General features: G+C 27.2%; 25 protein-coding genes. 16 read left to right on the top strand and 9 right to left on the bottom strand.

Going from position 1 to position 25,397, the window contains the following annotated elements; all coding sequences use genetic code 11:
* The first annotated feature begins 24 nt into the window (after nucleotides 1–24).
* The 4 genes from A2J15_RS02740 to A2J15_RS02725 are packed head-to-tail and all read left to right on the top strand — an operon-like array spanning nucleotide 25 to nucleotide 3,998.
* Nucleotides 25–1,083, top strand: coding sequence for a quinone-dependent dihydroorotate dehydrogenase (locus tag A2J15_RS02740; protein WP_066778215.1), 1,059 nt, complete (start codon nucleotides 25–27; stop codon nucleotides 1,081–1,083).
* Nucleotides 1,080–2,330, top strand: coding sequence for a M16 family metallopeptidase (locus tag A2J15_RS02735; protein ID WP_066778218.1), 1,251 nt, complete (start codon nucleotides 1,080–1,082; stop codon nucleotides 2,328–2,330). The genes A2J15_RS02740 and A2J15_RS02735 overlap by 4 nt, the downstream gene beginning before the upstream one ends.
* Nucleotides 2,323–3,219 carry a 4-hydroxy-tetrahydrodipicolinate synthase gene (gene dapA, locus A2J15_RS02730; protein ID WP_066778220.1) on the top strand — a complete coding sequence of 299 codons (897 nt, stop codon included), beginning with the start codon at nucleotides 2,323–2,325 and terminating at the stop codon, nucleotides 3,217–3,219. The genes A2J15_RS02735 and dapA overlap by 8 nt, the downstream gene beginning before the upstream one ends.
* Nucleotides 3,219–3,998, top strand: coding sequence for an enoyl-ACP reductase (locus A2J15_RS02725; protein ID WP_066778222.1), 780 nt, complete (start codon nucleotides 3,219–3,221; stop codon nucleotides 3,996–3,998). Before dapA ends, A2J15_RS02725 begins: the two co-directional genes overlap by 1 nt.
* Before the next feature lie 42 nt (nucleotides 3,999–4,040).
* Here the strand turns inward: A2J15_RS02725 and A2J15_RS02720 are convergent, their stop codons facing one another.
* Together A2J15_RS02720 and A2J15_RS02715 are read right to left on the bottom strand one after the other, a co-directional pair.
* The gene (locus tag A2J15_RS02720) at nucleotides 4,041–4,343 is read right to left on the bottom strand and encodes a hypothetical protein (protein WP_066778224.1); all 303 of its coding nucleotides are present in this window, start codon (nucleotides 4,341–4,343) and stop codon (nucleotides 4,041–4,043) included.
* 11 nt (nucleotides 4,344–4,354) lie between these two features.
* Nucleotides 4,355–4,951 carry an MBL fold metallo-hydrolase gene (locus tag A2J15_RS02715; protein WP_066778226.1) on the bottom strand — a complete coding sequence of 199 codons (597 nt, stop codon included), beginning with the start codon at nucleotides 4,949–4,951 and terminating at the stop codon, nucleotides 4,355–4,357.
* A gap of 74 nt (nucleotides 4,952–5,025) precedes the next feature.
* Here A2J15_RS02715 and A2J15_RS02710 point away from each other — a divergent pair, with 74 nt between their 5' ends.
* Genes A2J15_RS02710 through kdsB form a run of 4 tightly spaced genes read left to right on the top strand, consistent with a single transcriptional unit; the run spans nucleotide 5,026 to nucleotide 8,812 of the window.
* A complete protein-coding gene (locus A2J15_RS02710) occupies nucleotides 5,026–5,766 on the top strand; it encodes an NAD+ synthase (RefSeq protein WP_066778228.1) in 741 nt (246 codons plus the stop codon).
* Nucleotides 5,767–5,770: 4 nt separating this feature from the next.
* Nucleotides 5,771–6,706, top strand: coding sequence for a tetraacyldisaccharide 4'-kinase (locus A2J15_RS02705; protein WP_066778229.1), 936 nt, complete (start codon nucleotides 5,771–5,773; stop codon nucleotides 6,704–6,706).
* Entirely contained in the window at nucleotides 6,693–8,099 is a 1,407-nt protein-coding gene (gene thrC / locus A2J15_RS02700) for a threonine synthase (protein WP_066778231.1), read from the top strand. The genes A2J15_RS02705 and thrC overlap by 14 nt, the downstream gene beginning before the upstream one ends.
* Nucleotides 8,096–8,812 carry a 3-deoxy-manno-octulosonate cytidylyltransferase gene (gene kdsB, locus A2J15_RS02695; protein WP_066778381.1) on the top strand — a complete coding sequence of 239 codons (717 nt, stop codon included), beginning with the start codon at nucleotides 8,096–8,098 and terminating at the stop codon, nucleotides 8,810–8,812. Before thrC ends, kdsB begins: the two co-directional genes overlap by 4 nt.
* A gap of 56 nt (nucleotides 8,813–8,868) precedes the next feature.
* On the opposite strand, the gene fliP is transcribed toward kdsB, so the two are convergent.
* On the bottom strand, nucleotides 8,869–9,603 hold the full coding sequence (gene fliP / locus A2J15_RS02690) for a flagellar type III secretion system pore protein FliP (protein WP_066778233.1): 735 nt from the start codon (nucleotides 9,601–9,603) through the stop codon (nucleotides 8,869–8,871).
* A gap of 144 nt (nucleotides 9,604–9,747) precedes the next feature.
* Between fliP and glmU the strand changes: the two genes are divergently transcribed.
* The 7 genes from glmU to truA are packed head-to-tail and all read left to right on the top strand — an operon-like array spanning nucleotide 9,748 to nucleotide 15,993.
* A complete protein-coding gene (gene glmU / locus A2J15_RS02685) occupies nucleotides 9,748–11,034 on the top strand; it encodes a bifunctional UDP-N-acetylglucosamine diphosphorylase/glucosamine-1-phosphate N-acetyltransferase GlmU (protein WP_066778235.1) in 1,287 nt (428 codons plus the stop codon).
* Nucleotides 11,034–12,188, top strand: a complete 1,155-nt coding sequence (gene coaBC / locus A2J15_RS02680; protein ID WP_066778237.1) for a bifunctional phosphopantothenoylcysteine decarboxylase/phosphopantothenate--cysteine ligase CoaBC — start codon at nucleotides 11,034–11,036, stop codon at nucleotides 12,186–12,188. The genes glmU and coaBC overlap by 1 nt, the downstream gene beginning before the upstream one ends.
* A complete protein-coding gene (locus A2J15_RS02675) occupies nucleotides 12,185–12,802 on the top strand; it encodes a hypothetical protein (protein WP_066778240.1) in 618 nt (205 codons plus the stop codon). The genes coaBC and A2J15_RS02675 overlap by 4 nt, the downstream gene beginning before the upstream one ends.
* A 2-nt stretch (nucleotides 12,803–12,804) precedes the next feature.
* On the top strand, nucleotides 12,805–13,473 hold the full coding sequence (gene uppS, locus A2J15_RS02670) for a polyprenyl diphosphate synthase (RefSeq protein WP_066778242.1): 669 nt from the start codon (nucleotides 12,805–12,807) through the stop codon (nucleotides 13,471–13,473).
* On the top strand, nucleotides 13,470–14,249 hold the full coding sequence (locus A2J15_RS02665; protein WP_066778244.1) for a prepilin peptidase: 780 nt from the start codon (nucleotides 13,470–13,472) through the stop codon (nucleotides 14,247–14,249). The genes uppS and A2J15_RS02665 overlap by 4 nt, the downstream gene beginning before the upstream one ends.
* Nucleotides 14,246–15,271, top strand: a complete 1,026-nt coding sequence (locus A2J15_RS02660; RefSeq protein ID WP_066778246.1) for an LptF/LptG family permease — start codon at nucleotides 14,246–14,248, stop codon at nucleotides 15,269–15,271. Before A2J15_RS02665 ends, A2J15_RS02660 begins: the two co-directional genes overlap by 4 nt.
* A complete protein-coding gene (truA, locus tag A2J15_RS02655) occupies nucleotides 15,268–15,993 on the top strand; it encodes a tRNA pseudouridine(38-40) synthase TruA (protein WP_116980477.1) in 726 nt (241 codons plus the stop codon). The genes A2J15_RS02660 and truA overlap by 4 nt, the downstream gene beginning before the upstream one ends.
* On the opposite strand, the gene ilvA is transcribed toward truA, so the two are convergent.
* From ilvA to A2J15_RS02625, 5 genes are all read right to left on the bottom strand, one after another.
* Nucleotides 15,990–17,201: a threonine ammonia-lyase gene (gene ilvA / locus A2J15_RS02650; RefSeq protein ID WP_066778251.1), complete on the bottom strand. Its 1,212-nt coding sequence runs from the start codon at nucleotides 17,199–17,201 to the stop codon at nucleotides 15,990–15,992. The genes truA and ilvA overlap by 4 nt on opposite strands.
* An 81-nt stretch (nucleotides 17,202–17,282) precedes the next feature.
* The gene (gene trmA, locus A2J15_RS02645; protein WP_066778253.1) at nucleotides 17,283–18,356 is read right to left on the bottom strand and encodes a tRNA (uridine(54)-C5)-methyltransferase TrmA; all 1,074 of its coding nucleotides are present in this window, start codon (nucleotides 18,354–18,356) and stop codon (nucleotides 17,283–17,285) included.
* The gene (locus A2J15_RS02640) at nucleotides 18,353–20,086 is read right to left on the bottom strand and encodes a Na+/H+ antiporter NhaC family protein (protein WP_066778254.1); all 1,734 of its coding nucleotides are present in this window, start codon (nucleotides 20,084–20,086) and stop codon (nucleotides 18,353–18,355) included. The genes trmA and A2J15_RS02640 overlap by 4 nt, the downstream gene beginning before the upstream one ends.
* Nucleotides 20,083–20,832, bottom strand: a complete 750-nt coding sequence (locus tag A2J15_RS02635; RefSeq protein ID WP_066778257.1) for an SDR family NAD(P)-dependent oxidoreductase — start codon at nucleotides 20,830–20,832, stop codon at nucleotides 20,083–20,085. The genes A2J15_RS02640 and A2J15_RS02635 overlap by 4 nt, the downstream gene beginning before the upstream one ends.
* Before the next feature lie 574 nt (nucleotides 20,833–21,406).
* Complete coding sequence (locus tag A2J15_RS02625; protein ID WP_066778262.1) at nucleotides 21,407–23,953, bottom strand: bifunctional aconitate hydratase 2/2-methylisocitrate dehydratase; 2,547 nt, start codon at nucleotides 23,951–23,953, stop codon at nucleotides 21,407–21,409.
* 55 nt (nucleotides 23,954–24,008) lie between these two features.
* On the opposite strand from A2J15_RS02625, the gene A2J15_RS02620 reads away from it, so the two are divergent.
* Complete coding sequence (locus A2J15_RS02620) at nucleotides 24,009–24,464, top strand: methylated-DNA--[protein]-cysteine S-methyltransferase (protein WP_066778264.1); 456 nt, start codon at nucleotides 24,009–24,011, stop codon at nucleotides 24,462–24,464.
* Here A2J15_RS02620 and A2J15_RS02615 read toward each other — a convergent pair.
* Nucleotides 24,456–25,397: a hypothetical protein gene (locus A2J15_RS02615; protein WP_066778266.1), complete on the bottom strand. Its 942-nt coding sequence runs from the start codon at nucleotides 25,395–25,397 to the stop codon at nucleotides 24,456–24,458. The two genes, A2J15_RS02620 and A2J15_RS02615, sit on opposite strands and share 9 nt — an antisense overlap.

Genomic DNA, 25,397 nt, shown 5'->3' with positions numbered 1-25,397 from the left:
TAGAATTTTAAAAAGGATTAAAAAATGGCTTATAAATTAATAAAACCTTTGCTTTTTAAACTAGATCCTGAGTGCGCTCATACTTTACTTGAATATAGTTTAAGAGCTTTAAATACTACTTGTCCTGGAATTTTGAGTTTTTTGGCTTATCAATATATGATTGATGATGAAAGCTTAAAGCAAAAATTATTAACTTGTGAATTTAATAATCCTGTGGGTTTAGCAGGAGGTTTTGATAAAAATGCTACCATGATAAGACCTTTAAGTGCTTTAGGTTTTGGTTTTTTAGAATTAGGAACTTTTACTCCAAAATCACAAAAAGGTAATGATAAACCGCGTTTATTCAGACTTGTAGAACAAGAAAGTATTCAAAATGCTATGGGTTTTAATAATGAAGGTGCCCAAAAGATTGCTTTGCGACTTGCTAAAATTTATCCTTTTGTATTGCCTTTAGGTGTAAATATAGGCAAAAATAAAACCACCCCAAATGAGAAAGCTTTAGAAGATTATCTTGTTTTATTTAGAGATTTTAAAGACTTATGCGACTATTTTGTAGTTAATATTTCTTCTCCAAATACAAAAAATTTAAGACATTTGCAAAACGATGAGTTTTTAAATATCTTGCTTGAAGAATCTAAAAAAATTACTTCTAAACCTATTTTAATTAAAATTGCTCCTGATATGTCACTTGATAGTGCTTTAAAATTATGCGAAAATGCTTTAAATAAGGGTGCAAATGGTTTTATATTTGCAAACACAAGTACAGATTATTCTTTATTAGATAATAATAGGACTTTTGGAGGAATTAGCGGAAAGCTTATCAGTGAAAAAAGTGGAATTTTTTTTAAAGAAATGGCTAAGGTATTGTTTAACAAGGCTTTGTTAATAGCAAGTGGCGGGATTTATAATGCAGATATTGCTTATGAGCGTATTAAAAATGGTGCTAATCTAGTACAAGTTTATACTGCTTTAGTTTTTCAAGGTCCATCTTTAATAAAAAATATTAATCAAAATATTAGTGAACTTTTAAAAAAAGATGGTTTTTTACATATTAGTGAAGCTGTTGGAGTAAATTTAAAATGATAAATTATGAAAAAATACAACTTGAAAATAAACTTGAAGTTTATACTTTACCTGTAAATAAAAATAGTGATGTTATTAGTGTTGATATTTTTTATAAGGTTGGTTCAAGAAATGAAATTATGGGAAAAAGTGGCATAGCACATATGCTTGAGCATTTAAATTTTAAAAGTACTAAAAATTTAAATGCTGGTGAATTTGATGAAATTGTTAAAGGTTTTGGTGGTATAGATAATGCAAGTACAGGTTTTGATTATACGCATTATTATATTAAATGCGCAAAGAAAAATTTAGATAAGGCTTTAGAGCTTTTTGCAGAGCTTATGGCTAATTTAAATTTAAAAGATGAAGAGTTTCAACCTGAAAGAGCAGTGGTATTAGAAGAACGTAGATGGAGGACAGATAACAATCCTTTGGGATTTTTGTATTTTAGACTTTTTAATCATGCTTTTATGTATCATCCTTATCATTGGACTCCTATAGGATTTTTTAAAGATATAGAAAATTGGAGTATTGAAGATATTAGAGAATTTCATAGTATTTATTATCAGCCTAAAAATGCTATTTTGCTTGTAAGCGGTGATATTGAGAGTCAAGAAGTTTTTAAACTTTCAAAAAAACATTTTGAAAAAATTAAAAATACTCAATCTATACCTAAAATTCATACTAAAGAGCCTAAGCAAGAAGGGGCTAAAAGAATACATTTGTGTAAAAATTCCGATACTGAACTTTTAGCTCTTGCTTATAAGATTCCTAATTTTCAACATAAAGATATACCAGCTTTAAATGCTTTAGCTGAACTTTTAGGAAATGGAAAAAGTTCTTTAATGAATGCAATTTTAGTTGATAAATTAAATTTAATTAATGATTATTATGCCTATGTTAATGATTGTATTGATGAAAATTTATTTATTTTTATTTGTAATTGTAATTTAAATGTGGATGCAAATAAAGTAGAAAGAGAGCTTTTAAAAATTATTGATAAGGTTAAAAAGGGTAAAATTTCTCAAAAAGATTTACAAAGAGTAAAAAATAATGTTAAAAGTGATTTTATTTTTTCATTCAATAATGCTAGTGCAATAGCAAATATTTACGGTTCATATTTGGCAAGAGGTGATATAAAACCTTTGTTGAATTATGAACAAGATATACAAAATCTCAAATTAGAAGATTTAATTTTTTGTGCTAAAAAATACTTTGTTGAAGATAATTCTACCACGGTGATTCTACGAAAGGATGCAAATGGATAAAAATATCATTATTGGAGCAATGACTGCGCTTATTACACCTTTTAAGAATGGTAAAGTGGATGAACAAAGTTATGAAAGATTAATTCAAAGACAAATTCAAAATGGTATTGATGCTATAGTTCCTGTTGGGACCACAGGTGAAAGTGCGACTTTAACCCATGAAGAACATAAAACTTGTATACAAATAGCTGTAGAAGTATGTAAAAAAACTGAGGTTAAGGTTTTAGCGGGTGCTGGAAGTAATGCTACTCATGAAGCTGTAGACTTAGCTAAATTTGCACAAGATCATGGTGCTCATGGCATTTTAAGTGTAGCGCCATATTATAACAAACCTACCCAACAAGGTCTTTATGAGCATTATAAATTTATTGCACAAAGTGTGGATATTCCCGTGCTTTTATATAATGTCCCTAGTAGAACAGCTTGCGAGATTGCAACAGATACTATTATTAGACTTTTTAAAGATTGTGAAAATATTTACGGTGTAAAGGAGGCTAGTGGAAATATTGATAAATGTGTAGATTTGCTTGCACATGAAGATAGAATAATTTTAATTTCAGGAGAGGATGCTATTAATTATCCTATACTTTCTAATGGTGGAAAAGGTGTAATTTCGGTAACTTCAAATTTATTACCTGATATGATTAGTGATTTAACACATTATGCTTTAAAGGAGAATTACAAAGAAGCTAAGAAGATTAATGATGAACTTTATAATATTAATAAAATTTTGTTTTGTGAAAGCAATCCTATTCCCATTAAAACTGCTATGTATATAGCAGGATTGATACAAAGTTTGGAATTTAGACTTCCACTTTGTCCTCCAAGTAAGGAAAATTTTGCAAAAATTGAAAAGACAATGAAAAAATACAATATTAAAGGATTTTAATGAATACAGAATTTCAAGGCAAAACTTTAGTCATTAGCGGCGGAACCCGCGGTATTGGCAAAGCTATAGTTTATGAGTTTGCTAAAGTAGGGGTGAATATAGCCTTTACTTATAATTCTAATGCACAAATTGCTCAAGATATGGTAAAAGATCTTCAAAGAACTTATAAGATTAAGGCAAAAGCTTATGAGTTTAATATTTTAGAACCTCAAACTTATAAAGAGCTTTTTGAAAAAATTGATATAGATTTTGATAGGGTAGATTTTTTTATTTCAAATGCAATTATTTCAGGTCGTGCAGTTGTGGGTGGTTATACTAAATTTATGAAACTTAAACCAAAGGGAATAAATAATATTTTCACTGCTACGGTTAATGCTTTTGTTGTAGGCGCTCAAGAAGCGGCTAAAAGAATGGAAAAAATAGGAGGTGGGAGTATTATTTCTATTTCTTCTACAGGTAATTTAGTTTATATTGAAAATTATTCAGGACATGGTACAGCAAAAGCTGCAGTAGAAGCTATGGCAAGATATGCTGCAACTGAACTTGGAGAAAAAAATATCCGTGTGAATGTAGTAAGTGGAGGACCTATTGAAACAGATGCTTTAAGAGCTTTTACAAATTATGAAGAAGTAAAACAAGCTACTATCAATTTAAGTCCTTTAAATCGCATAGGTCAACCTCAAGATTTAGCTGGAGCATGTCTTTTTTTGTGTTCAAATAAGGCAAGTTGGGTTACAGGCCATACTTTTGTTGTAGATGGAGGAACTACTTTTAAATAGATAATTAAAGAAAAATCTATAGATTTTTCTTGCAAAAATATTTTATGTTTTAAGTTTCCAAGCTAAAAATGCATTTAAAAGAGTCATAAAAAAAATCAAATTAATATTTAAATTACCAAACCCTATGAGTCCTATAGAAAGCACACTATAAAAAAATCCTCCTATGCTTGAGTAAATGCAAACTGTACTTAAATATCCTTGCTCTACCATTTTTTTACATGGACAAATTTTGTAAAATTGATTATATTTTATTTCATTTGTTTTGTTTTTTGTTAAAAACAAACCTAAAAGAGCAAAAATATTTAAAATAATATAATAATATAATAATACAAAATCTAAATCCATTTAAATACTCCTTAAAAATATCTAAGCCAAGAAGGTAGGTGTATTTGTTCAGCTTTAAGACTTGTTTCTTGACCATGTCCTGGTAAGAGCTTATAATCTTGTTCATAAGTCATTATTTTTTCTAAACTTTGTTTCATTAAATTAGCATCAGAATAAGGAAAATCCCATCTTCCTATGCTTCTATAAAATAAAAAATCTCCACTAAACATTATGTTTTCACCTATGATTTCTATCATAGTGCATCCTGGAGTATGTCCAGGTAGAAAGTGGAATTTAAAATTACATCCTACTATATTTATTATTTCTTCATGGTTGATTAAAATATCGGCTTTACTAGGTTTAAAACCTTGATTAAAAGGATCATTTAACATAAAAGCATCGTTTTGATGTATATAAATAGGGATATTATATTCTTCTTTAATTTTTGCATTATCCCATACATGGTCATGATGTCCATGAGTATTTAAAATTGCTAAAGGGTTTTTTACATGTTGCTTAACAAAATCAAATGCATTAAATCCTGGATCAATAATAAATTCTCCTTGTGTGCTAAATAAAATATAACAATTTGTTTCATAAATTCCACAAGCTTGTTTTATAATTTGCATTTTTTTCCTCTTTAAATAAAAATTTGTCTTAAATAAAATATAATTATACATTAAATTTGAATAAGGAAAGCTTTATGCATTGGCAAAAAATTACAGAAAAAATATGCAATTTTATACAACAAAAAATAAAACATTCTCAGACAAAAGGTGTTATTTTAGGTCTTAGCGGAGGTATTGATTCCGCACTTGTAGCAACACTTTGTAGTAAGGCATTAAAAGAAAATGTTTTTGCTCTTTTAATGCCAAGTAAAATTTCAAATCAAGCTAATTTAGAAGATGCTTTAAAACTTTGTCAAGATTTAAATCTTGATCATAAAATTCTACCTATTCAAAATATTTTAGACGCTTTTTTAAAACAGAGTGAAAATACTAATCAAATTGCTATAGGTAATTTTGCAGCACGTATTAGAATGAGTTTGCTTTATGATTATTCTGCTTTAAAAAATTATCTTGTTGTAGGTACTTCTAATAAAAGCGAATTACTTTTAGGTTATGGAACAATTTATGGAGATTTAGCTTGTGCTTTTAATCCTATAGGTGGACTTTATAAAAGTGAAATTTATGAATTTGCAAAATATCTTTGCTTGCATGAAAATTTTATCAAAAAACCAGCTAGCGCAGATCTTTGGGAAAATCAAAGTGATGAAGCAGAATTAGGTTTTACTTATAGTCAAATAGATCAAGGATTAAAAGCTTTAATAGCAGATGATAAAAAAGTTTTAAATTCTCTTGATGTTTCTTTATTGCATATGCTAAAAGATAGAATGCAAAAAAATACTTTTAAAAGACAAATGCCTGAAATTTTGGAAATTTAAAATTATGAAAGAGGAGAAAAAATATCAACTTTGGCTGGATAATTATTTTTTTAAACCTAATTTTTGGCAAAAAATTTTGGCCTTTATACTTTTACCTTTGAGTATTGTCTACACTTTTTGTGCGATTTTAAATACTTTTTTTTACAAGAAAGTTGATTTTAAAAAACCTATAATTAGCATAGGAAATCTTAGTTTTGGTGGAAATGGTAAAACTCCACTATGTAAAGCTATTGCTAGAGAATTTGATGGGGTGTTTGTAGTACTTAGAGGTTATAAAAGAAAAAGTAAGGGTTTGATAATTGTTAAAAAGCAAAATGAAATTTTATGTCATGTCTCTCAAAGTGGTGATGAGGCTATGGAGTACGCTTTTGAACGTAGTATTCAAGGTGTAATTGTAAGTGAAGATAGGGTAAAAGGTATTCAAAAAGCCTTTGATTTGGGCGCTAAAATCGTTTTACTTGATGATGCTTTTTCAAAATTTTATATTAAAAAATTAGACATTTTACTTGAGAGTAAAATTAAGCCTTATTTTAATTTTACTTTACCTAGCGGTGCTTATCGTTTGCCTAAATTTTATGAAAAAAAAGCTCATTTTATTGCACTTGAAGGTAGAGATTTTATACCTTATTCTTTTGTAAAAGAAAATCCAAAAGCCATTTTAGTGAGTGCTATTGCCAAACCTTTTAGATTGCATGAACATTTTGTCAAGGCTAGGGCTTGTTATTTTTTTAAAGATCATTATGAATTTAAAAAAGAAGAATTAAAAAATTTGCTAAAAAAACATAATTGCGATACACTAATGCTTACTTTTAAAGATTTCACAAAAGTTAAAGATTTTGGTTTTAAGTGTCAAATTATAGAATTAAATATGGAATTAAAAGATAGTTTAAAAGATAAAATAAAAACTTATATTCAGGAGTTTGATTATGATGCTAGTTGATAGTAGGAATATAAATAATAAGGTTAGTTTTAAACAAGCTTTGATCGATCCTATGCAAGGTGGACTTTATTCGCCTTTAATATTGCCTTTTTTTGATGGTCAAAAATATGTTCATTTATCTTATAAGGACTTTGCTTTAGAGCTTATAAAAAGTTTTGATTTTGGCGAGGAGGAACTTTTTAGACAAGCTTTAAAAAGTTATGAAAATTTTGATGATAAGCATTTGCCTATTTGTTTGCAAAAAATCGATGAAAAGACTTATATTAATGAACTTTGGCATGGTCCAACAAGAGCTTTTAAGGATATGGCTTTACAGCCTTTTAGTGTGCTTTTAAAGGAATTTTCAAAAGATAAAAATATTTTAATTATTTGTGCAACAAGCGGTGATACTGGTCCTGCTACTTTAAAAAGTTTTGATAATGCTAAAAATATAAAAGTTATTTGTATGTATCCAAAAGGAGGCACAAGCAAGGTACAAGAATTACAAATGCATGCTTTAAATAAAAATAATTTAAAAGTTTTACCTATAGATGGAGATTTTGATGCAGCTCAGAGTATTTTAAAAGAAATGCTCTGTTCTAAAGATTTTCAAGAAAAAATTAAAAATTTAAATTATCAGCTTTGTGCAGCAAATTCAGTGAATTTTGGACGTATTTTATTTCAAATTATTTATCATTATTATGTAAGTGCAAAACTTTATCAAGATTTTAAAGAAGAATTAGAGATTATTATTCCTAGTGGTAATTTTGGTAATGCTTTAGGGGCTTTTTATGCTAAAAATATGGGAGCTAAAATTTCAAAAATTAAAATTGTTTCTAATGCTAATAATGTTTTAAGCGAGTTTTTTAACAAAGGGATTTATGATTTGCGTCATAGAAGTCTTGAAAAAACCATTTCTCCGGCTATGGATATACTTCTTTCTTCAAATATTGAGAGACTTTTGTTTGCAAAATTTAAAGATATTAGGACTAATGAGCTTATGAATTCACTTAAAAATGGGAAATATTTTGAACTTACAAAAGAGGAATTACAAAGTTTACAAGAAGATTTTGAAGCAGATTTTTGCAAAGATGAAGAGTGTATAAAATTTATTAAACAAAGTCAAATTTTAATTGATCCACATACTGCAACTTGTTTTAAAATGTTAGATAAAAAAAAGCTTAGTATTATAACTTCAACAGCTGAATGGACTAAATTTACTCCAAGTATGATTAAGGCTTTATATAATAGAGATTGTAGTGATGAAAAAGAAGATTTAAAATTACTTGCTAAAGAATTTGATGTTGAAGTTAAAGAAGATATTTTATCTTTATTTGAATTAAATGATAAAGAAGAACAAGTCTTTAAAATAAAGGACATAAAAGAAGAAATTTTAGCTTGGATGCAAAAATGATTATTATACCTGCAAGATTAAAATCAAGTCGCTTTCATGAAAAAATTTTATGTGATATAGGAGGTGTTCCTATGTTTGTAGCAACTGCAAGAAAAGCAAACAAAGTTGATGAAGTATGTGTAGCCTTGGATGATGAAAAAGTTTTAAAACTTGCTCAAAAATATCATTTAAATGCTGTTTTAACAAGTAAAGAACATGAAAGTGGCACAGATAGAATTTATGAAGTTTGTCAAAAATTAAATTTAAAAGAAGATGAAATTATTATCAATATTCAAGCTGATGAACCTTTTATAGAATGCGAAAATTTACTTCAATTTAAAAAATTTGCACATTTTTGTTTAAAAAAAGATGCTTTTATGGCGAGTTGTTATAAAAAAATCACTCAAGAAGAAGCTAATGATCCTAATTTGGTTAAAGTACTTTGTGATAAAGAAGGTTTTGCTTTATATTTTTCAAGGGCTAAAATTCCTTATGAAAGAGAAGATTATAAAGATAGCTTTAAAGGTCATTTGGGTATTTATGCTTATAGTGTAAAAGCTTTAAAGATATTTTGCTCATTAAAAAATTCCGCACTTGAAAATGCTGAAAAATTAGAACAATTAAGAGCTATAGAAAATGGTAAAAAAATTAAAATGCTTGAAATTGTAACTGAAAGTATGGGTATTGATACTCAAGAAGATTATCAAAAGGCTATAAAAAAATTTCTTAATTAAATTAAGATATTTTTGATTTATATAATATTAAGAATTATTAAAATTGCAAACCTTAATTAAGTAACAAAACTTTCTACTAATCTTTGTACGAGTAAATTCCAACCATCAACAAGTACAAAAATTAAAAGCTTAAAAGGCAAGGAAATTACAATAGGTGGAAGCATCATCATACCCATAGCCATTAAAACTGAGCTTACAACCATATCTATAACTAAAAAAGGCAGATAGATTAAAAAGCCTATTTCAAAAGCAGTTTTGAGTTCTGAAATCATAAATGCTGGAACTAAAACTGTAAGCGGGACATCATCTATAGTTTTAGGATTGGCTAAATTGCGCATGCGATAAAATAAAGCTAGATCTTTTTCACGAGTATTTTTAAGCATAAAATCTTTAAAAGGTTTCATTCCTTTAGTAAAAGCTTCTTCATAACCTATTTTTTCAGCTAAATAAGGTTTAATTGCTTGATCATAAGATTTTGTTGCTACAGGTTCCATGATAAAAAAAGTTAAAATGAGAGCTAAGGTTACTAAAATAGTATTTGGAGGCATACTTTGTGTACCTACAGCTTGGCGTAAAAAAGAAAATATTACTATAAGACGCAAAAAAGAAGTCATGACAAAGATAATACTTGGGGCAAGGGTAAGTATGGTTAAGACTATAATGATATTTAAAGTGGTAACAAGTTGGTTGGGAGTATTGGGTGCATTTAAGCTTAAATTAACTGTTGGTATAGTTGCTTCAGCAGCAAATAAGCTTATATTAAAAATTAAAAATAATATTATTTTTTTCAAAATTATTAAGACCTTTTTTGAGGGATTTTGATTTTTGTATGAAATTTTATCTATTGATGACTAAAAACTAGTTTAAGGAACTAAAATTTTAACTTTAAATTGTTAAAATAATCTTTTTTAATTTTAGCATTATTAGGGTAAAAAATGAAAGCTTCTGTTTTGATTTTAGCAGCAGGATTTGGCACTAGAATGAAATCTAAAAAACCAAAAGTTTTGCAAGAAATTTGTGGAAAAAGTATGATTTTGCATATTTTAAAAAAAGCTTTTATGATAAGTGATGATGTGAGTGTGGTTTTATCATATCAAAAAGATTATATTGAAAAAGAAATTTTAAAACATTTTCCAAAAACACAAATTTTAGAACAAGATTTGCAAAATTATCCAGGAACTGCGGGGGCTTTAAAAGGTTTTAAAGCAAAAAATGAAAAAGTTTTAATTCTTTGTGGTGATATGCCTTTAATAGAATCAACCAGCTTAGAAAATTTATTAGAAATTAAATCAAGTCTGGTATTAGCAGTTTTTAAAGCAAAAAATGCTAAAACTTATGGTAGGGTGGTTATAAAAGAAAATTGTGTTGAAAAAATTATTGAATTTAAAGATGCAAATGAACAAGAAAGAGAAATAAATACTTGCAATAGCGGAGTTTATGTTATAGATTCAAAACTTTTAGTAGAGCTTTTACCCTTAATCGATAATAATAATGCAGCAAAAGAGTATTATTTGACAGATATTGTTAAATTGGCTAAAAATAAAAATATTAATATTCAAGCGGTTTTTGTAAATGAAGATGAATTTATGGGAATAAATGATAAATTTGAACTTAGTTTAGCTGAATATTTTATGCAAGAAAAAATTAAAAAATATTGGATGCAAGAAGGTGTAATTTTTCATTTACCGCAGAGTACTTTTATAGAAGTGGATGTTGAATTTGTTGGAGAATGTGAAATTTATGAAAATGTGAGGATAGAAGGAAAAAGTAAGATTGTAAATTCTATTATTAAAAGTTCTAGTGTGATTGAAAATTCATTAGTGGAAAATAGCAGCATAGGACCTTTAGCTCATTTGCGCCCAAATTGTGAATTAAAAAATTCTTATATAGGTAATTTTGTTGAATGTAAAAATGCTAAGTTAGATACAGTAAAAGCAGGACATTTAAGCTATTTAGGAGATTGTGAGATACATAGTGGGACTAATATAGGTTGTGGAAGTATTACTTGTAATTATGATGGGATAAAAAAACATAAAACTTTTATAGGTAAAAATGTTTTTGTAGGGTCGCATACACAATTTATAGCTCCTGTAAAAATTGAAGATGAAGTGGTTATAGCAGCTGGAAGTACTGTAAATGTGAATGTAAAAAAGGGATCTTTATTTATCAATAGGGCAGAGTATAAAATGGTTAAAGATTATTATTATAAGAAATTTAAATAATGAAAACCATACTTTTAGCTATTAGCGGTAGTATTGCTTTTTATAAGGCTTATGAACTTATTTCTTTGTTTAAAAAAGAAGGTTTTAAAGTTAAGGTTTTACTCTCTAATGGGGTTTTAAAATTTGTTAGCAAAATAAGTTTTGAAGCTTTAGCGGATGAAGTTTTATGTGAAGAAAATGAAAGCTGGAGTAATACAAAAAATCATATTCTTTTTAGTAAGGATGTAGATATTATTTTATTGGCTCCTGCAAGTGTTAATTCTATAAATAAACTAGCTTTTGGCATAGCGGATAATCTTTTCATACAAACTTTAATAGCTGCTAATAAACCTTTGCTTATTGCCCCTGCGGCAAATACTAATATGTATTTTCATTTTAGCACGCAAAATGCTTTGAAATTGCTTAAAAAAAATAAAGCTTTGATTATTGAGCCTGTGTGTAAGGTTTTAGCTTGTAAAGATCAGGGTTTAGGTGCTTTAGCAGAACTTCAAACTATATTTAATACAGTAAAAAGAGAACTTTTTAAACAAAAATTTTGGTGTGATAAAAATATAATCATTACAGGTGGAGGAACAAGAGAAAAAATAGATGCTGTGCGTTGTGTGAGTAATTTTTCAAGCGGTAAAATGGCAAAAGCTATTAGTGATGCTTTTTATTTTTTAGGCGCTAAGGTAAAATTTTTAAGTTCTATAGATTTTAATACGCCTTATGAGCTTTGTAAATTTGAAAATTCAAAAGATCTAAAAGATTTATTAAACCAGAATTTAGAGAATGATTTTTTAATTATGGCAGCTGCTGTTAGTGATTTTTTACCACAAAATATTAAAGGTAAAATTAAAAAAAGTGAGCATTTAGATGGTTTAAATTTACATTTATCTTTAAATGAAGATTTGCTTGCAAATTGTAATTTTAAGGGTAAAAAAATAGGTTTTAAAATGGAATTAGAATCTAATAATGCCTTAAAAAATGCTAAAAAAGCTTTACAAGATAAAAAATTAGATATGATTTGTCTTAATATTATCAATCAAAATAATTATTTTGGAAGTGACAAGAATGAGCTTTATTTTATCACTTCTAAAAGTCAAAATAAAAGCCTTTTACAAGATAAAAAAACCTTAGCTTTTGAATTAGCTAAAGAGTGTGAAAAATTATGAATATTATTAATTCCACCCTACCTTTGCAAATAAAAGTTTTAGCTAAATCAACTTATGGTCATTATACTCTTTTATTAAATCATAAAAAAATTCAAACTAAAAGTATGATAGAACTTGAAGTTGGTGCACAGTATTTGGCTGAACTTTATATGCAAAATAATGGAGTAATGCAATTTAAACATCTTTGTAAATGTCCTAATTTAGAAGTTTTTGAAGAAGGTTTAACTTTAATTATTGCACTTTTGGAGGATAAAATTTCTTATAAAAAATTTCTTATAAAAAATTTATTAGAATGTAAAGATGCAAGACGTTATCAAATTTTAAAAGAAATGCTTTTTGCAAGTTATGAAAATATTTATCATATTCCCTTTATTTTTGACAATAAATCTTGTTTGCTACAAATGTGTAAAAAATCTAAGTATTTAGAAATTTATTTATATTTTAGTGTTTTTGGAGCTTTAAAAATTTTAATAGATTCTCAAGGAGTAAGTATTTTTACACCTTTTGCAAAGGTGCAAAAATTTTTAAATAAATATTTAGATTTTAATATAACGCAAGAAAATGATATTAAACCTTTATTTGTTTTTAAAAAATTTTTTGATTTTAAAGGATAAAAATGAATCAATTAAAACATCTTGCTGTTGTTATGGACGGGAATAGACGTTGGGCTAGATCGAAGGGATTTTTAGCTAAATTAGGCTATTTTCAAGGTGTTAAAACCATGCAAAAACTTATGGAAGTTTGTGTAGAAGAAAAAATTTCTAATTTAAGTCTTTTTGCTTTTAGCACAGAAAATTGGAATCGTCCTAAAGATGAGATTGATTTTATTTTTGAACTTTTAGATCGTTGTTTAAATGAAGCTTTAGAAAAATTTGAAAAAAATAATGTACGTTTAAGAGCTATAGGCGATTTATGGCGTGTAGATCAAAAAATAAGAGATAAAATTGCCTTGGTTGAAGAAAAAACAAAATATTGCAATAGGCTTTGTGTGAATTTGGCTATAAGTTATGGATCAAGAGATGAGATTGTAAGAGCAGCTAAACGTGTACTTGAAAAAGGTCTTGAATTCAATGAAGAAAATTTAACTCAAAATTTAGATTTACCTTTGGATGTGGATTTAATATTACGTGTAGGAAATGCTAAGAGGCTTTCAAATTTTTTACTTTGGCAATGTTCTTATGCAGAAATTTGTTTTAGTGAGACTTTATTTCCATCCTTAACTAAAAGAGAATTTAAAAAAATTATTAAAGAATTTCACAATAGAGAAAGAACTTTTGGAAAATGATTATTTTTATTATAATTTTAGGAGCTTGTATTGGATCTTTTTGTGCAAGTATAGCTAGTAGAATAATAGAAAAAAAATCTTTATTATTTCCTTATTCTTTTTGTTTTTTTTGTGATGCAAGATTAAAATTTTATGAACTTATTCCTATTTTTTCTTATATTTTTCTAAGGGCAAGATGTAGTCATTGCGCACGTATTTTATCTTTTTCTTTAATTTTAAATGAAATTTTAGGGATAATTTTACTTGTTTTGGTATATTTTTTAAGTTATTCTTTATATGATTTTTTATTTTTATCTTTATTTTTATTTAATTTTTTATTACTATCTTTGATAGATTTTAAATTAAAAGCTGTGCCTCAAAGTTTACTTTTAAGTGCTTTTATATTTGCTTTATTTTATGGCTTTAAAAATGGTGAAATAGAATATCTTTTAATTTTTAAAGAATTTAAAGAAGGTTTTTTTCTTCATGCTTTTGGTTTTGCAGGATTTGTATTTTTACTCAAAAGTTTTGTATTTTACTTAATGCATTTTCAAAAAAAGAATGAAATTTTAGATAATTTAGGAGATGCTGATATAATTATTATGGCATGTATAGCTGGAATTTTAGGTTTTGAATATGCTTTTTTAACACTTTTTTTAGCTTCTTTGTTTATTTTACCTTGTTTTATTTTTTTAAAAAATAAAACAAGTAAAGAACAAGGACTTCCTATGATACCTTTTTTAAATACTGCATTTGTGTTTGTTTTATTTTATAAAAATTCAGGATTATTTTTATGAAACTTAGTTTAAAATACATTTTAAATCAGTTTTTAAGTACTAATTTATCTATTTTTTTTGTACTTTTTAGTATTGTTTCTATGGTGTTTTTTATCCAGCTTGCTAAGCTTACTTCAAGTATAGAAATTAGTTTTTTAGATCTTTTGAAACTTTATGGTTTTATGTTGCCTAGAATTTTAATTTTTACCCTACCTATTTCTTTTTTCATTTCCTTGACCTTGGTTTTATATAGGCTTTCTAAAGAAAATGAAAGTATAGTACTTTTTACCTTAGGTTTTTCTCCTGTAATTTTAGCTAAATTTTTTATTAAAATTGCAAGTTTAATTAGCGTTTTAATGCTTATTGTAGCTTTGGTTATGATACCTATAGTTTTTGAACTTCAGAATAATTTTATAAATTATAAAAGTACTCAGGTGAAGTTTAATTATAAAACAGGAGAGTTTGGGCAAAAATTTTTAGATTGGATGATTTTTATAGAAAAGCAATATAATAATAAATATGAAAATATTATTATGTATCATCCTAAACGTAAAATAGATGATAAAGAACAACTCATTATCGCCAAAGAAGCTTATGTGCAAAGAAAAGATGATGGCCTTGCTTTTAGTTTAAATCAAGGTAAAATATATAATTTTGAGCAAGGAGAGGATATTTTTAGTGGGGAATTTGATACTTTGGTAGTTAATACTCAATTTAATATAGACAATCTTAAAACAAAAAAATTTTATGAATACTGGAATGATTTAAATGAAGACTCTCAAAGGGCGCGAGAATTTGTAATTTATGTAACCATAGCTTTGTTTCCACTTGCTAGCACACTTTTTACACTTTGTTTTGGTTTGGTAACTTATCGTTATGAAAAAGGTTATGTATATTTAGGTATGTTTGGGGTTATTGCTGTATATTTTGGCCTTTTAAGCTCTTTTTCTCAAAATCCTATTTTGGTTTGTTTTGGAATTTTTTCTTTAAGCTTTTTTATTTCTTTTTTATGTTTTAAAAAAATGATTTTAAGCCGTTATTGATGAAACTAAAACTTATTTTTTCTTATGATGGATCATCTTTTTTAGGTTCTGCTATGCAAATTCATAAAAAAAGTGTTCAAGATGCTTTAAGCGAAGCTTTATCGCATTTAGGTATTTTTTCTCGTGTTTTAATGGCTTCAAGAACTGATAAAGGAGTGCATGCAAGTTATGCTGTAGCAAGTGTTGAATGTGGAGAATATTTTAAAGATTTTATATATTTGCAAAAGCAAATTAATAAATTTGCTCATCCTTTTATTCATATTAAAAAAATTGAGAGAGTAAAAGATGATTTTGAAGTAAGATTTGATGTTAAAGCTAGAGAATATCGTTATATTTTTTCTCATGCTAGATATAATCCATTTATGTCATCTTATGTTTATTTTTATCCTCGATTTGATATTATTAAAGCAAATAGACTTTTAAAACTCTTTATAGGAAAAAAAGATTTAAAATTTTTTTGTAAAAGTGGAGGAAATTATAAAACAACTATAAGAGAAATTTTTTCTACAAAGGCTTATGTATATAAAGATTTGAGTATATTTTGTTTTAAAGCTAATGGTTTTTTAAGGGGTCAAATTAGATTGAGTGTAGCAAGTATTTTAAAAGTTTTAGAAGGAAAAATGAGTGAAGAAGAATTAAAAGAGCAAATTGAAGGCAAAAAACGATATCATCACTCTTTGGTTCCTCCAAATGGACTTTATTTAAGTCGCATTTTTTATTAAAAACTTTCATAAAAATTAAAGGTTTTTTGAGTGAGTATTTTTCTTATTTCTTCTTGATGCTCTTTACCTTTTGTTTCTAGGGTAATAAAAATCATAGCATCTCCATAATCAAGTTTTGTAGAAAATCTATCATAATCAATTTTTACTATATTAGCATTTGCTGATTTTAAGCTATCAGTAAGATCTAGTAAAGCACCTGGTTTATCAATTAAAGTAACATGAATTTGCATTTTTCTATAGGCTTTAAAGAGTCCTTTTTCTATGATAATATTTAGCATTTGAACATCAATATTACCTCCACTTAAAACCACGCCAATTTTTTTATAATTTTGAGTATATATTTTTTGATGAAGTAAAGCAGCTACGCTTGCAGCACCAGCACCTTCTACAATGATTTTATGTTTTTCAAGTAAAAATAACACAGCATTAGCAATTTCTTCATCATTAACTAAAACAAAATCATCAACACATTTTAAAATAATATTAAAATTAATAGGATTTACATCGCGTACTGCAATACCATCGGCTATGGTACGCACGCTTTTGGAATTTTTTATTTTTTTTGCATGAAAACTTTCATACATGGCTGGGGCACCTTTTGCTACAACCCCTATAATTTTAATCTTAGGATTAATTTGTTTAGCAGCACTTGCAATACCACTTATTAAACCTCCGCCTCCAACTGGGACAATTATCATATCAAGATCATTAATTTCATCAAGCATTTCAAGCATTAAAGTTCCTTGTCCTGCTATGATAAATTCATCTTCAAAAGGATGGATGAAATTTAAATTATTATCTTTGGCATAAGTTATGGCAAAAGCATAAGCTTCGTCAAAATTGTTACCTTTAAGTATGACTTGTGCGCCTAAAGCTTTAGTTGCAGAAACTTTTAAAAGAGGAGTAGATTCTGGCATAACAATAATGGATTTAATACCAAATTTTTTTGCACTAATGGCTACACCTTGAGCATGATTTCCTGCACTTGCTGCAATAACCCCATGTTTTTTTTGCTCTTTACTAAGATTGGCTATTTTGTTGTAGGCTCCTCGGATTTTATAAGCTCCTGTTATTTGTAAATTTTCATTTTTAAGATAAATTTCGCTTTTACAAATTTCACTTAAACAAGAAGAATATATAAAAGGAGTTTTGTTAATAAAATTTGAAATTTGTTGTTTAGCTTTATAAATTTTATTGAGTTCTAGCATAGTTTATCCTTTATTTTAAAGTTTTATTGTTCTATATAAATTTTGCAATTTTTATATTTTTAAATACATGATTTATTTTATTTATCTTTTACAAAGAAATACTCCACATTCAAGATGCGGGGTGTTTACAAATTGATCAAAAAGAGCAAATTGATGTATTTGATGAGTTGAATTTAATTCTTTTAAATCCTCTTTTAAGCTAAGAGGGTTGCAAGAAATATAGATAATATTTTTGTAATTTTTTATTAATTCAATCACACTTTTATCAAGTCCACAACGTGGTGGATCAACAAAGACATGAGAAAAGTTAAAATTATCCAATTGAATGTTTCTTAAGCGAAAAAATTCCCTTTCTTTTTTAAGAGCTGAACTTAATTCTTGACTTGATAGTCTTATAAAATCAATATTTGAAATATCATTTAATATACAATTTTTTAAAGCAAAATGAATATTATTTTTTGAAATTTCAGTAGCTAAAATTTGATTAAACAAATGGGCTAAAGCTAAGGTAAAATTTCCATATCCACAATACAGTTCAAGTAAATCCATTCTTTTTTGAGTGTTTAAAATTTCACAAGTCCATTCAATCATTTTTTCGTTGATAGCGGTATTAGCTTGTATAAAACAATCATTACTGATTTCATAAAATATTTTTTTATTGTGAATGTTTAAAATTTGTTTTAAAATTTCTGTTTTAAAAATCAGTTTTTTGCCTTTACTTCTTGCAATAAGATTAATATTAAGAGCAGTGCTTAGCTTTTCTAAATCTTGTTTAATATCTTGTATATTTTTATGATAAAGTAAAGTAGTGCTTAAGTCTTCTTTCGTGGCTAAAAATTCAACCCCAAAGAGTTTTTCTTTTAGAGAATGATGAGAGCGTAAATATTCTAAAAGTTTTGGCATTAATATGCAAATTTTTTCATCTGCAAATTCTAAATTTTTAATTATAATTTTTTTTTTAGTTTGAGCATTAAACATGGCATAAAAAAGTGTGTTGTTTTCATGGTAAAATGAAAGTTCAATTTTTGTACGATAATGTTTATTTTTTGAAGCAAAGAGTTTGAAATCTTCTTTATAAAGTTCTTTAAAATATTCTTGCATAAAAGAAGCTTTTTCTTCTAAGCTTAAAAAATTTCCAAATTTTTCAAGACTCATGGAATTTTCTTTCCTATATATCTTAGCAAAATGGCAATAAGTATAAAATTTAAAGGTAAAACAAGCCAAACATTAAGTCCTAAAGATACAGGAATATAGCCTGTAATTAAAGAAATAATACAAATAAATAGAGCATAAGGAATTTGGGTTCTAACATGCTCCATATGATCACATTTGGCACTCATGGATGAGAGAATAACATTATCAGAAATTGGTGAGCAGTGATTACCAAAGATTGCACCTGTTAAAACACAACTGATATTAATAACCATATAATGATGCATAGTATTTGCATCCATGCCGTTAATTTTAGCAATTTCATGGGCTAAAGGTACTGCAAGAGGCATTAGTATACCCATAGTTCCATAACTTGTTCCTATGGCAAAAGAAATAGCTGAAGCAAAAGCAAAGATAGTAGCAGGTAGGATAAATTGCGGTAATTTATCTGCAAGTAAACTTGTGATAAATAAAGAAGTTCCAAGATCTTTAACTATACTTGAAAGTGACCAGGCAAATAAAAGTAAAACGATAGTAAAAATCATAGTTTTCCAACCATAAATCCATGTTTCTACTGCTTCTTTAAGATTAAAAATTTTACGACGCACTCCAATGAAAATTGCCACAATAGCAGCAAATAAAGCCGCTTGAAATAATACTACTGAAGAATCTGCATTTCCAAAAGCTATTCTAAAAGTTTCAAAAGATAAAGGATTTTTATTAGCTTGTAAAAGTTCTTCTCCTTCTAGGGTACTAATTCCATTAAAATAAAATCCTAATATGGCTAAAATAATTAAGGTAAAAATAGGAATAATAGCATCTAATGATCTAATTTTTATATTTTCTTTTGGTGCTAAAAATTGATCTTCTAATTCTGCGGTATTTAAAGTACTTGATTTTGATAAAGGTGCAATTTGTCCTGTAGTTTTTGCACGTATTTGAGCTTGATACATAGAACCAAATTCTCGTCCCATAATTGCTGTCATGATAACAAAAAAAAGCATGAAGATATTATAAAAACGGTAGGGTAGGGTTTCAACAAAAATACCAAAAGCACTAATATTATTAATACCTATATGTCCATAAGCAGTTTTTATTAAAGAAACCTCTAAACCTATCCAAGTTGAAATCACAGCTATACCAGCAACAGGTGCAGCAGTAGAATCAATAATAAAGGCAAATTTTTCACGTGAAATTTTAAATTTATCTGCTAAAGGACGCATGATAGGACCAACAATAAGTAAATTTGCATAATCGTCAAAAAAGATTAAAAGTCCTAAAAACCAAGTATTAATTTGAGCTGATAAAGCTGATTTAGAGCGTTTAGCAAATTTTAATGCTAAAGCTTTGGCTCCGCCCATTTTTGTGATAAGTGCTACAAGACCTCCTATACACAGTATTTGTAAAATAATACCTGCATTAACAGGATCAGAGGTAGAATTTAAAACATAAGAGATAATTTTTGAAAAGGATTCTATAGCAGTGTGATAAAAATTACTAAAAGCTAGATATTGCGCTTGAAAGATGTTTGCCGATAAGCTAAGAAGAAAGGTTCCGCTTAAGACTCCAGCAAAAAGAGATAAGATAACATCTTTTGTGATAAAAGCTAAAGTAATAGCAACTAAAGGAGGTATAATGGTAAATGCACCAAATAAATTAGCATTTACAAGAGCTTGTGAAGAATTGGCAAATGCAAATAAAGGTAATAAAAATAAAATTAAAATTTTTTTCATCGTGTTCTTTCTATATAAAATCCATTCCATGTTTGAGTTATGGGCATAAGTTCAATTTCATTAACATTAATATGTTGTGGTAAATTGATAATAGACATAACTACTTTAGCAATATCATTAGCACTAATAAATTGAGTATTTTCATAAAGAGCGTTTGCTTTTTGTATATCTCCTTTAAAACGTACTTGGCTAAATTCGGTTTTACAAAGTCCTGGGGCAATATTGGTAACTTTAATATTACTTCCTCGAAGATCATTTCTTAAAGCTAGTGAAAATTGTCCTACAAAGGCCTTAGTCCCGCAATAAACATTGCCTCCAAAATAAGGATTACGTGCTGCAACGGAACCAAGATTAAAAATATAGGCATTTTTTTGTTTTCTTAGTATAGGTATAAGAGCTTTTGCGATATATAAAAAACCTTTTATATTTGTATCAACCATGGTATTAATATCTTCAAGAGAAAGTTTATCAAATTCATCTGTACCTAAGGCTAACCCTGCATTATTAAATAAAATATCAATGTTTTTAAATTCTTGAGGAAGTTTTTCTATATTTTGTAAAATGGTATCTTGATTTCTTATATCTATACATAAAGTATAAATTTGATCTTTATATTTTTCTTTGAGTTCTTCTAGACGTTCTTTACGACGCGCAAGAGCGATGACTTTATAATTTTCTTGTATAAAAGCATCTACACAAGCTTTTCCAAAGCCTGAACTTGCACCTGTGATGAATGCAGTTTTCATTTTTGTTGCCTCCATAAAATATTTTTTATCTTTAAAATTTAGAAATTTATTTATATTTTTATATATTTTAATTTTATTTTAAACTAAGATATTTTAAAAAATATTTTTTAAAATCAAATATAAACCAATAAGGTGTATTAATAAAATATCTAATAATACATTCTTGCTTAATAGCTTGTTTGCTAATATTTTTAAAAATAGTTTTATTATATTGAAAAGCTTTAATTTTATAATAAAAAGATATTTTATTTAAATTATAAGTGAAATAATTTTTTATATTTTTTCTAAAATGATTTATGTTTTTATCAGCATGATATAAAAAATATATTTTTAAAATATTATATTTTTTGATTATGTTTTTAATAAGTTTAAGATGAAGATTAAATTGAATCATGATTTTTACAAATAAAAGATTAAGCTCCCTAATTTTATAAATATTTTTTGATATTTTATTAAAAAAATAATTATTTTTATCAAAAAATATTTTATAATTTTTATTATAGCTAATAATGCGATTAATTGTAAAATAAAAAAATGAAATAAACAATAATTTCAATATATTCCTTTAAAAAATTTAATCTTCAAGTTCAAAATTTTCAATTTCATTAAAATTTAAATATTTATATATATTTGCTTTATAATCATCATTTAATTTGTCATTAACAATTTGCAAATATTCTTCTTTGCTTGGAATCTTTCCTAAAATTGCACAAACTGCTGCAAGTTCAGCACTTCCTAGATAAACTTTTGCACCCATCCCCATACGATTGTCAAAATTTCTTGTGGAAGTTGAAAATACTATAGCATTATCAGCTACTCTTGCTTGATTGCCCATACATAAAGAACATCCTGGGACTTCTATTCTAGCTCCTGCAGCACCAAAAATACTATAATACCCTTCTTTAATAAGTTGTGCTTTATCCATTTTAGTTGGTGGAACTACCCAAAGCCTAGTTTGTAACATACCTTTATTTTTTAAAATTTCACCTAAAGCTCGGTAATGCCCTATATTGGTCATACAAGATCCTACAAAAACTTCATCTATATTTTTTGGACGTTTTTCATCAGCTAAAATTTCACTTAAAGTTGCTACATCATCAGGATCATTAGGACAAGCTAAAATAGGTTCTTTAATATCATTAAGATTGATATCAAGAATATAGGCGTACTGAGCATTTTTATCTGCTTTTAAAAGAGTAGGGTTTTTAAGCCATTCTTTCATTTTTGTAGCTCTTCTAATAAGAGTTTGTTTGTTTTCATAGTTTGCTTTTATCATAGCTTCAATTAAAGAAATATTTGATTTAATATATTCGCTTACACTTTCTATGCTTAATTCTACACTGCAAGCAGCTGCTGATCTTTCAGCACTAGCATCACTGAGTTCAAAAGCTTGTTCTACCTTTAAGTTAGGCAAACCTTCAATTTCTAAAATTTTTCCTGCAAAAATATTTTTTTTATTTTTTTTCTCGACACTAAGTTGCCCTTGTTTGATAGCATAATAAGGTATAGCATTTACAAGATCTCTTAAAGTAATTCCTGCTTGTAATTCTCCGCTAAAACGTACTAAAATACTTTGGGGTACATTTAAAGGTATGGATCCTGTTACTGCGGCAAAAGCTACAAGTCCACTTCCTGCTGGAAATGAAATGCCTATAGGAAAGCGAGTATGAGAATCTCCACCAGTTCCTACTGTATCAGGCAGTACAAAGCGGTTAAGCCAGGAGTGAATAACTCCATCTCCTGGTTTTAAGCTTACTCCACCTCGACTTGTTATAAATTCAGGTAGAGTTTGGTGGAGTTTAGAATCGCTTATTTTAGGGTAAGCTGCAGTATGGCAAAAGCTTTGCATAACAAAATCTGCATTAAAACCTAGGCTTGCTAGTTCTTTAATTTCATCTCTAGTCATAGGACCTGTAGTGTCTTGAGAGCCTACAGTGAGCGTACGCGGTTCTATGTACATATCAGGAAGTACTCCTTCAAGATTACAAGCACGACCTAATATTTTTTGAGCTAAGGTGTAATTTTTATTGGAATTTTGAGGTTGTTTAGGTTTAGTAAAGATGTTTTCATTTTCTAAACCTAAAAATTCTCTTGCCTTGGTACAAAGTCCGCGTCCTATGATTAAAGGAATTCTTCCTCCAGCTTTAACTTCATCAAAAATGGTATTAGGATTTAATTGAAATTCTGCTATAACTAATCCATTTTTTACAATTTTACCTTCATAAGGATAAATTTCAAACTCATCACCCATTTCTAAATGAGATGTATCGCAAACAATAGGTAAGGCACCACTATCTTGTGCGGTATTAAAAAAAATAGGTGCTATAGTAGAACCTATGATAATGCTTCCACTGTGTTTATTAGGAATACCTTCTATTTCTTTGCCTAAATGCCATTGTATGGAATTAATAGCTGATTTTCTACTAGATCCTGTTCCTACTACATCTCCTACATAAACCACTTCGCGACCACTTTTTTTGAGTTCTTTAATCTTTTCTAAAGATCCTACTTGTCTTATTTTAAGCATAGCATTAGCATGTAAAGGAATATCACTTCTTGTAAAAGCATCACTTGCAGGGCTTAAATCATCAGTATTTGTTTCACCTGAGACTTTAAATGCTATACAAGAAATCATTTGAGGTAATTTTTCTTTTTTAGTAAACCATTCTGCATCAGCCCAACTTTGTAAAACTTCTTTAGCATAAGGGTTTGTTTTACTAAGTTGAGCTATAGTATGAAAATTATCATGCACAAAAATAATATTTTTTAACATTTGTGCTGCATCTTTGGCTATATTTTCATCTTTTAAAGCATCAATTAAAACTTTAACATTATAACCTCCTAGCATAGTACTAAGCATTTTTAAGGCATGTTTTTTATCTATACTTGGAGTAGTGATTTTATCTTTTAATATAGAATCTAAAAATTCGCATTTTATTAAAGCTGCATCATCCACACCCGGGTTAACACGGTTTTGTAAAAGATTGATTAAATTTTCATCATTTTGGATTTTTAAAAGTTCGCATAATTGTTTAGTTTGTTGTGCATTTAAAGCAAGAGGTGGAATACCTAAAACTGCTCTTTCTTTGACAAGTTTATCATATTCTTGTATAAAAGACATTTTTAACTCCTTGAGTATCTTATTGATATAATTTTAACTTTTTAGAGGATAAAAAATGTTTAAAGTTTATTATAAAATGTCTTTGTGTTACCTATCTTTACACAGTGATGGAAAATTTTTAACTAGGATTGATTTTTGCAAGAATAATGATAATGATTTTAAAACTTGTGCTTTACTTGATTTAGTAATAAATGAACTTGATTTGTATTTTGCACATAAGCTTAAGAAATTTAGTATTCCTATTTTATTACAAGGTACGGAATTTGAGTTAAAAGTATATAAAGCTTTGATGAAGCTTCCTTATGGAAAAGTTGCTTCTTATAAAGAAATAGCTAAGCAAATTGATCATCCTAAAGCTTTTAGAGCGGTTGGAAATGCTAATTCTAAAAATCCTATTCCTATTATTATACCTTGTCATAGAGTTGTTTCAAGTAGGGGTATAGGTGGATATAATGGTGGGTTAAAAATAAAAAAATTTTTACTTAAAAATGAAGGGATTGATTTAAAATAGACTTGGAATTTGATTTTCTTTGTTTTCAAATTCTTGTTCAAAAGTATCATAATTTTCAAAAATTAAACAATATTTAAAATCTTTTATTGTTTTAAGATCTGATATATTATTGTATGTAAAATCGCATAATAAAGAATTTTTAACAGCATATTTGAAACCTTTTATGTTTTGCAATTGTTCTTTCCAAAAGTTAAAAGTATGTTCATTATTGCTGATAATAAATGCTTGAGAGCTTGTTCCAAAAGGAATAATTTCAAATTGATTATTGATAAAATAAATTTTAAAATCATCAATTTTGCTAAAATCAAAATTGATTTTTTGTTTTTTTTCTTTTAAAAAAGCAATGATTTTTGAAAAACTATGAGCATAAAAAAAGGGCAAATTAAGGTTTTTAAAATAGAGGTTTTGGCAAATTAAACTTGTAAAAAATAAGCTAGAATGAGATAATAAAGTAAAATTATTTTTTTTTAAATAACAAGGGTTGGCACACAATTTATTTAAATAATCTTCATCATAGTAACAAAAAAAATCATTTTTTTTTGCTTTAACGAGTTTTTCAAAATCAGCGAAAATATTACCTTGTAAAATATTTAAAGAGAAGGCTTTGCAAAGGCTTAGTTCATAAATTTTAAAAAGTAGAAATTCGCATTCTTGATTTTGACAAAGAAAGCGCAATAATCTTGTTAAAGCTTGTTCTAAATTTTCAACTTTAAAATAAAAAATTTCTTTATCATTGATATTAATATGGTTTTGTGTAATAATGGCATAAGCACCTTTTTTTATAGCTTTGTCAATTTCTTTTTCATCATTATTAAAAAAAGCAAAACCTTTTTTTATATGATTTAAATTTATAGCAAAACCTTCTACGCTTAAGATGCTGCCTTTATGGATTAAAGTTGCATTAAGAAGTTCTCCTAGATTACTAATGTGCAT

Source organism: Campylobacter hepaticus (assembly GCF_001687475.2).
In the GTDB taxonomy this organism is placed as follows: Bacteria; Campylobacterota; Campylobacteria; order Campylobacterales; family Campylobacteraceae; genus Campylobacter_D; species Campylobacter_D hepaticus.
The sequence above is the reverse complement of the archived record's forward strand: the minus strand, read 5'-3'. Positions and strand labels throughout refer to the sequence as shown.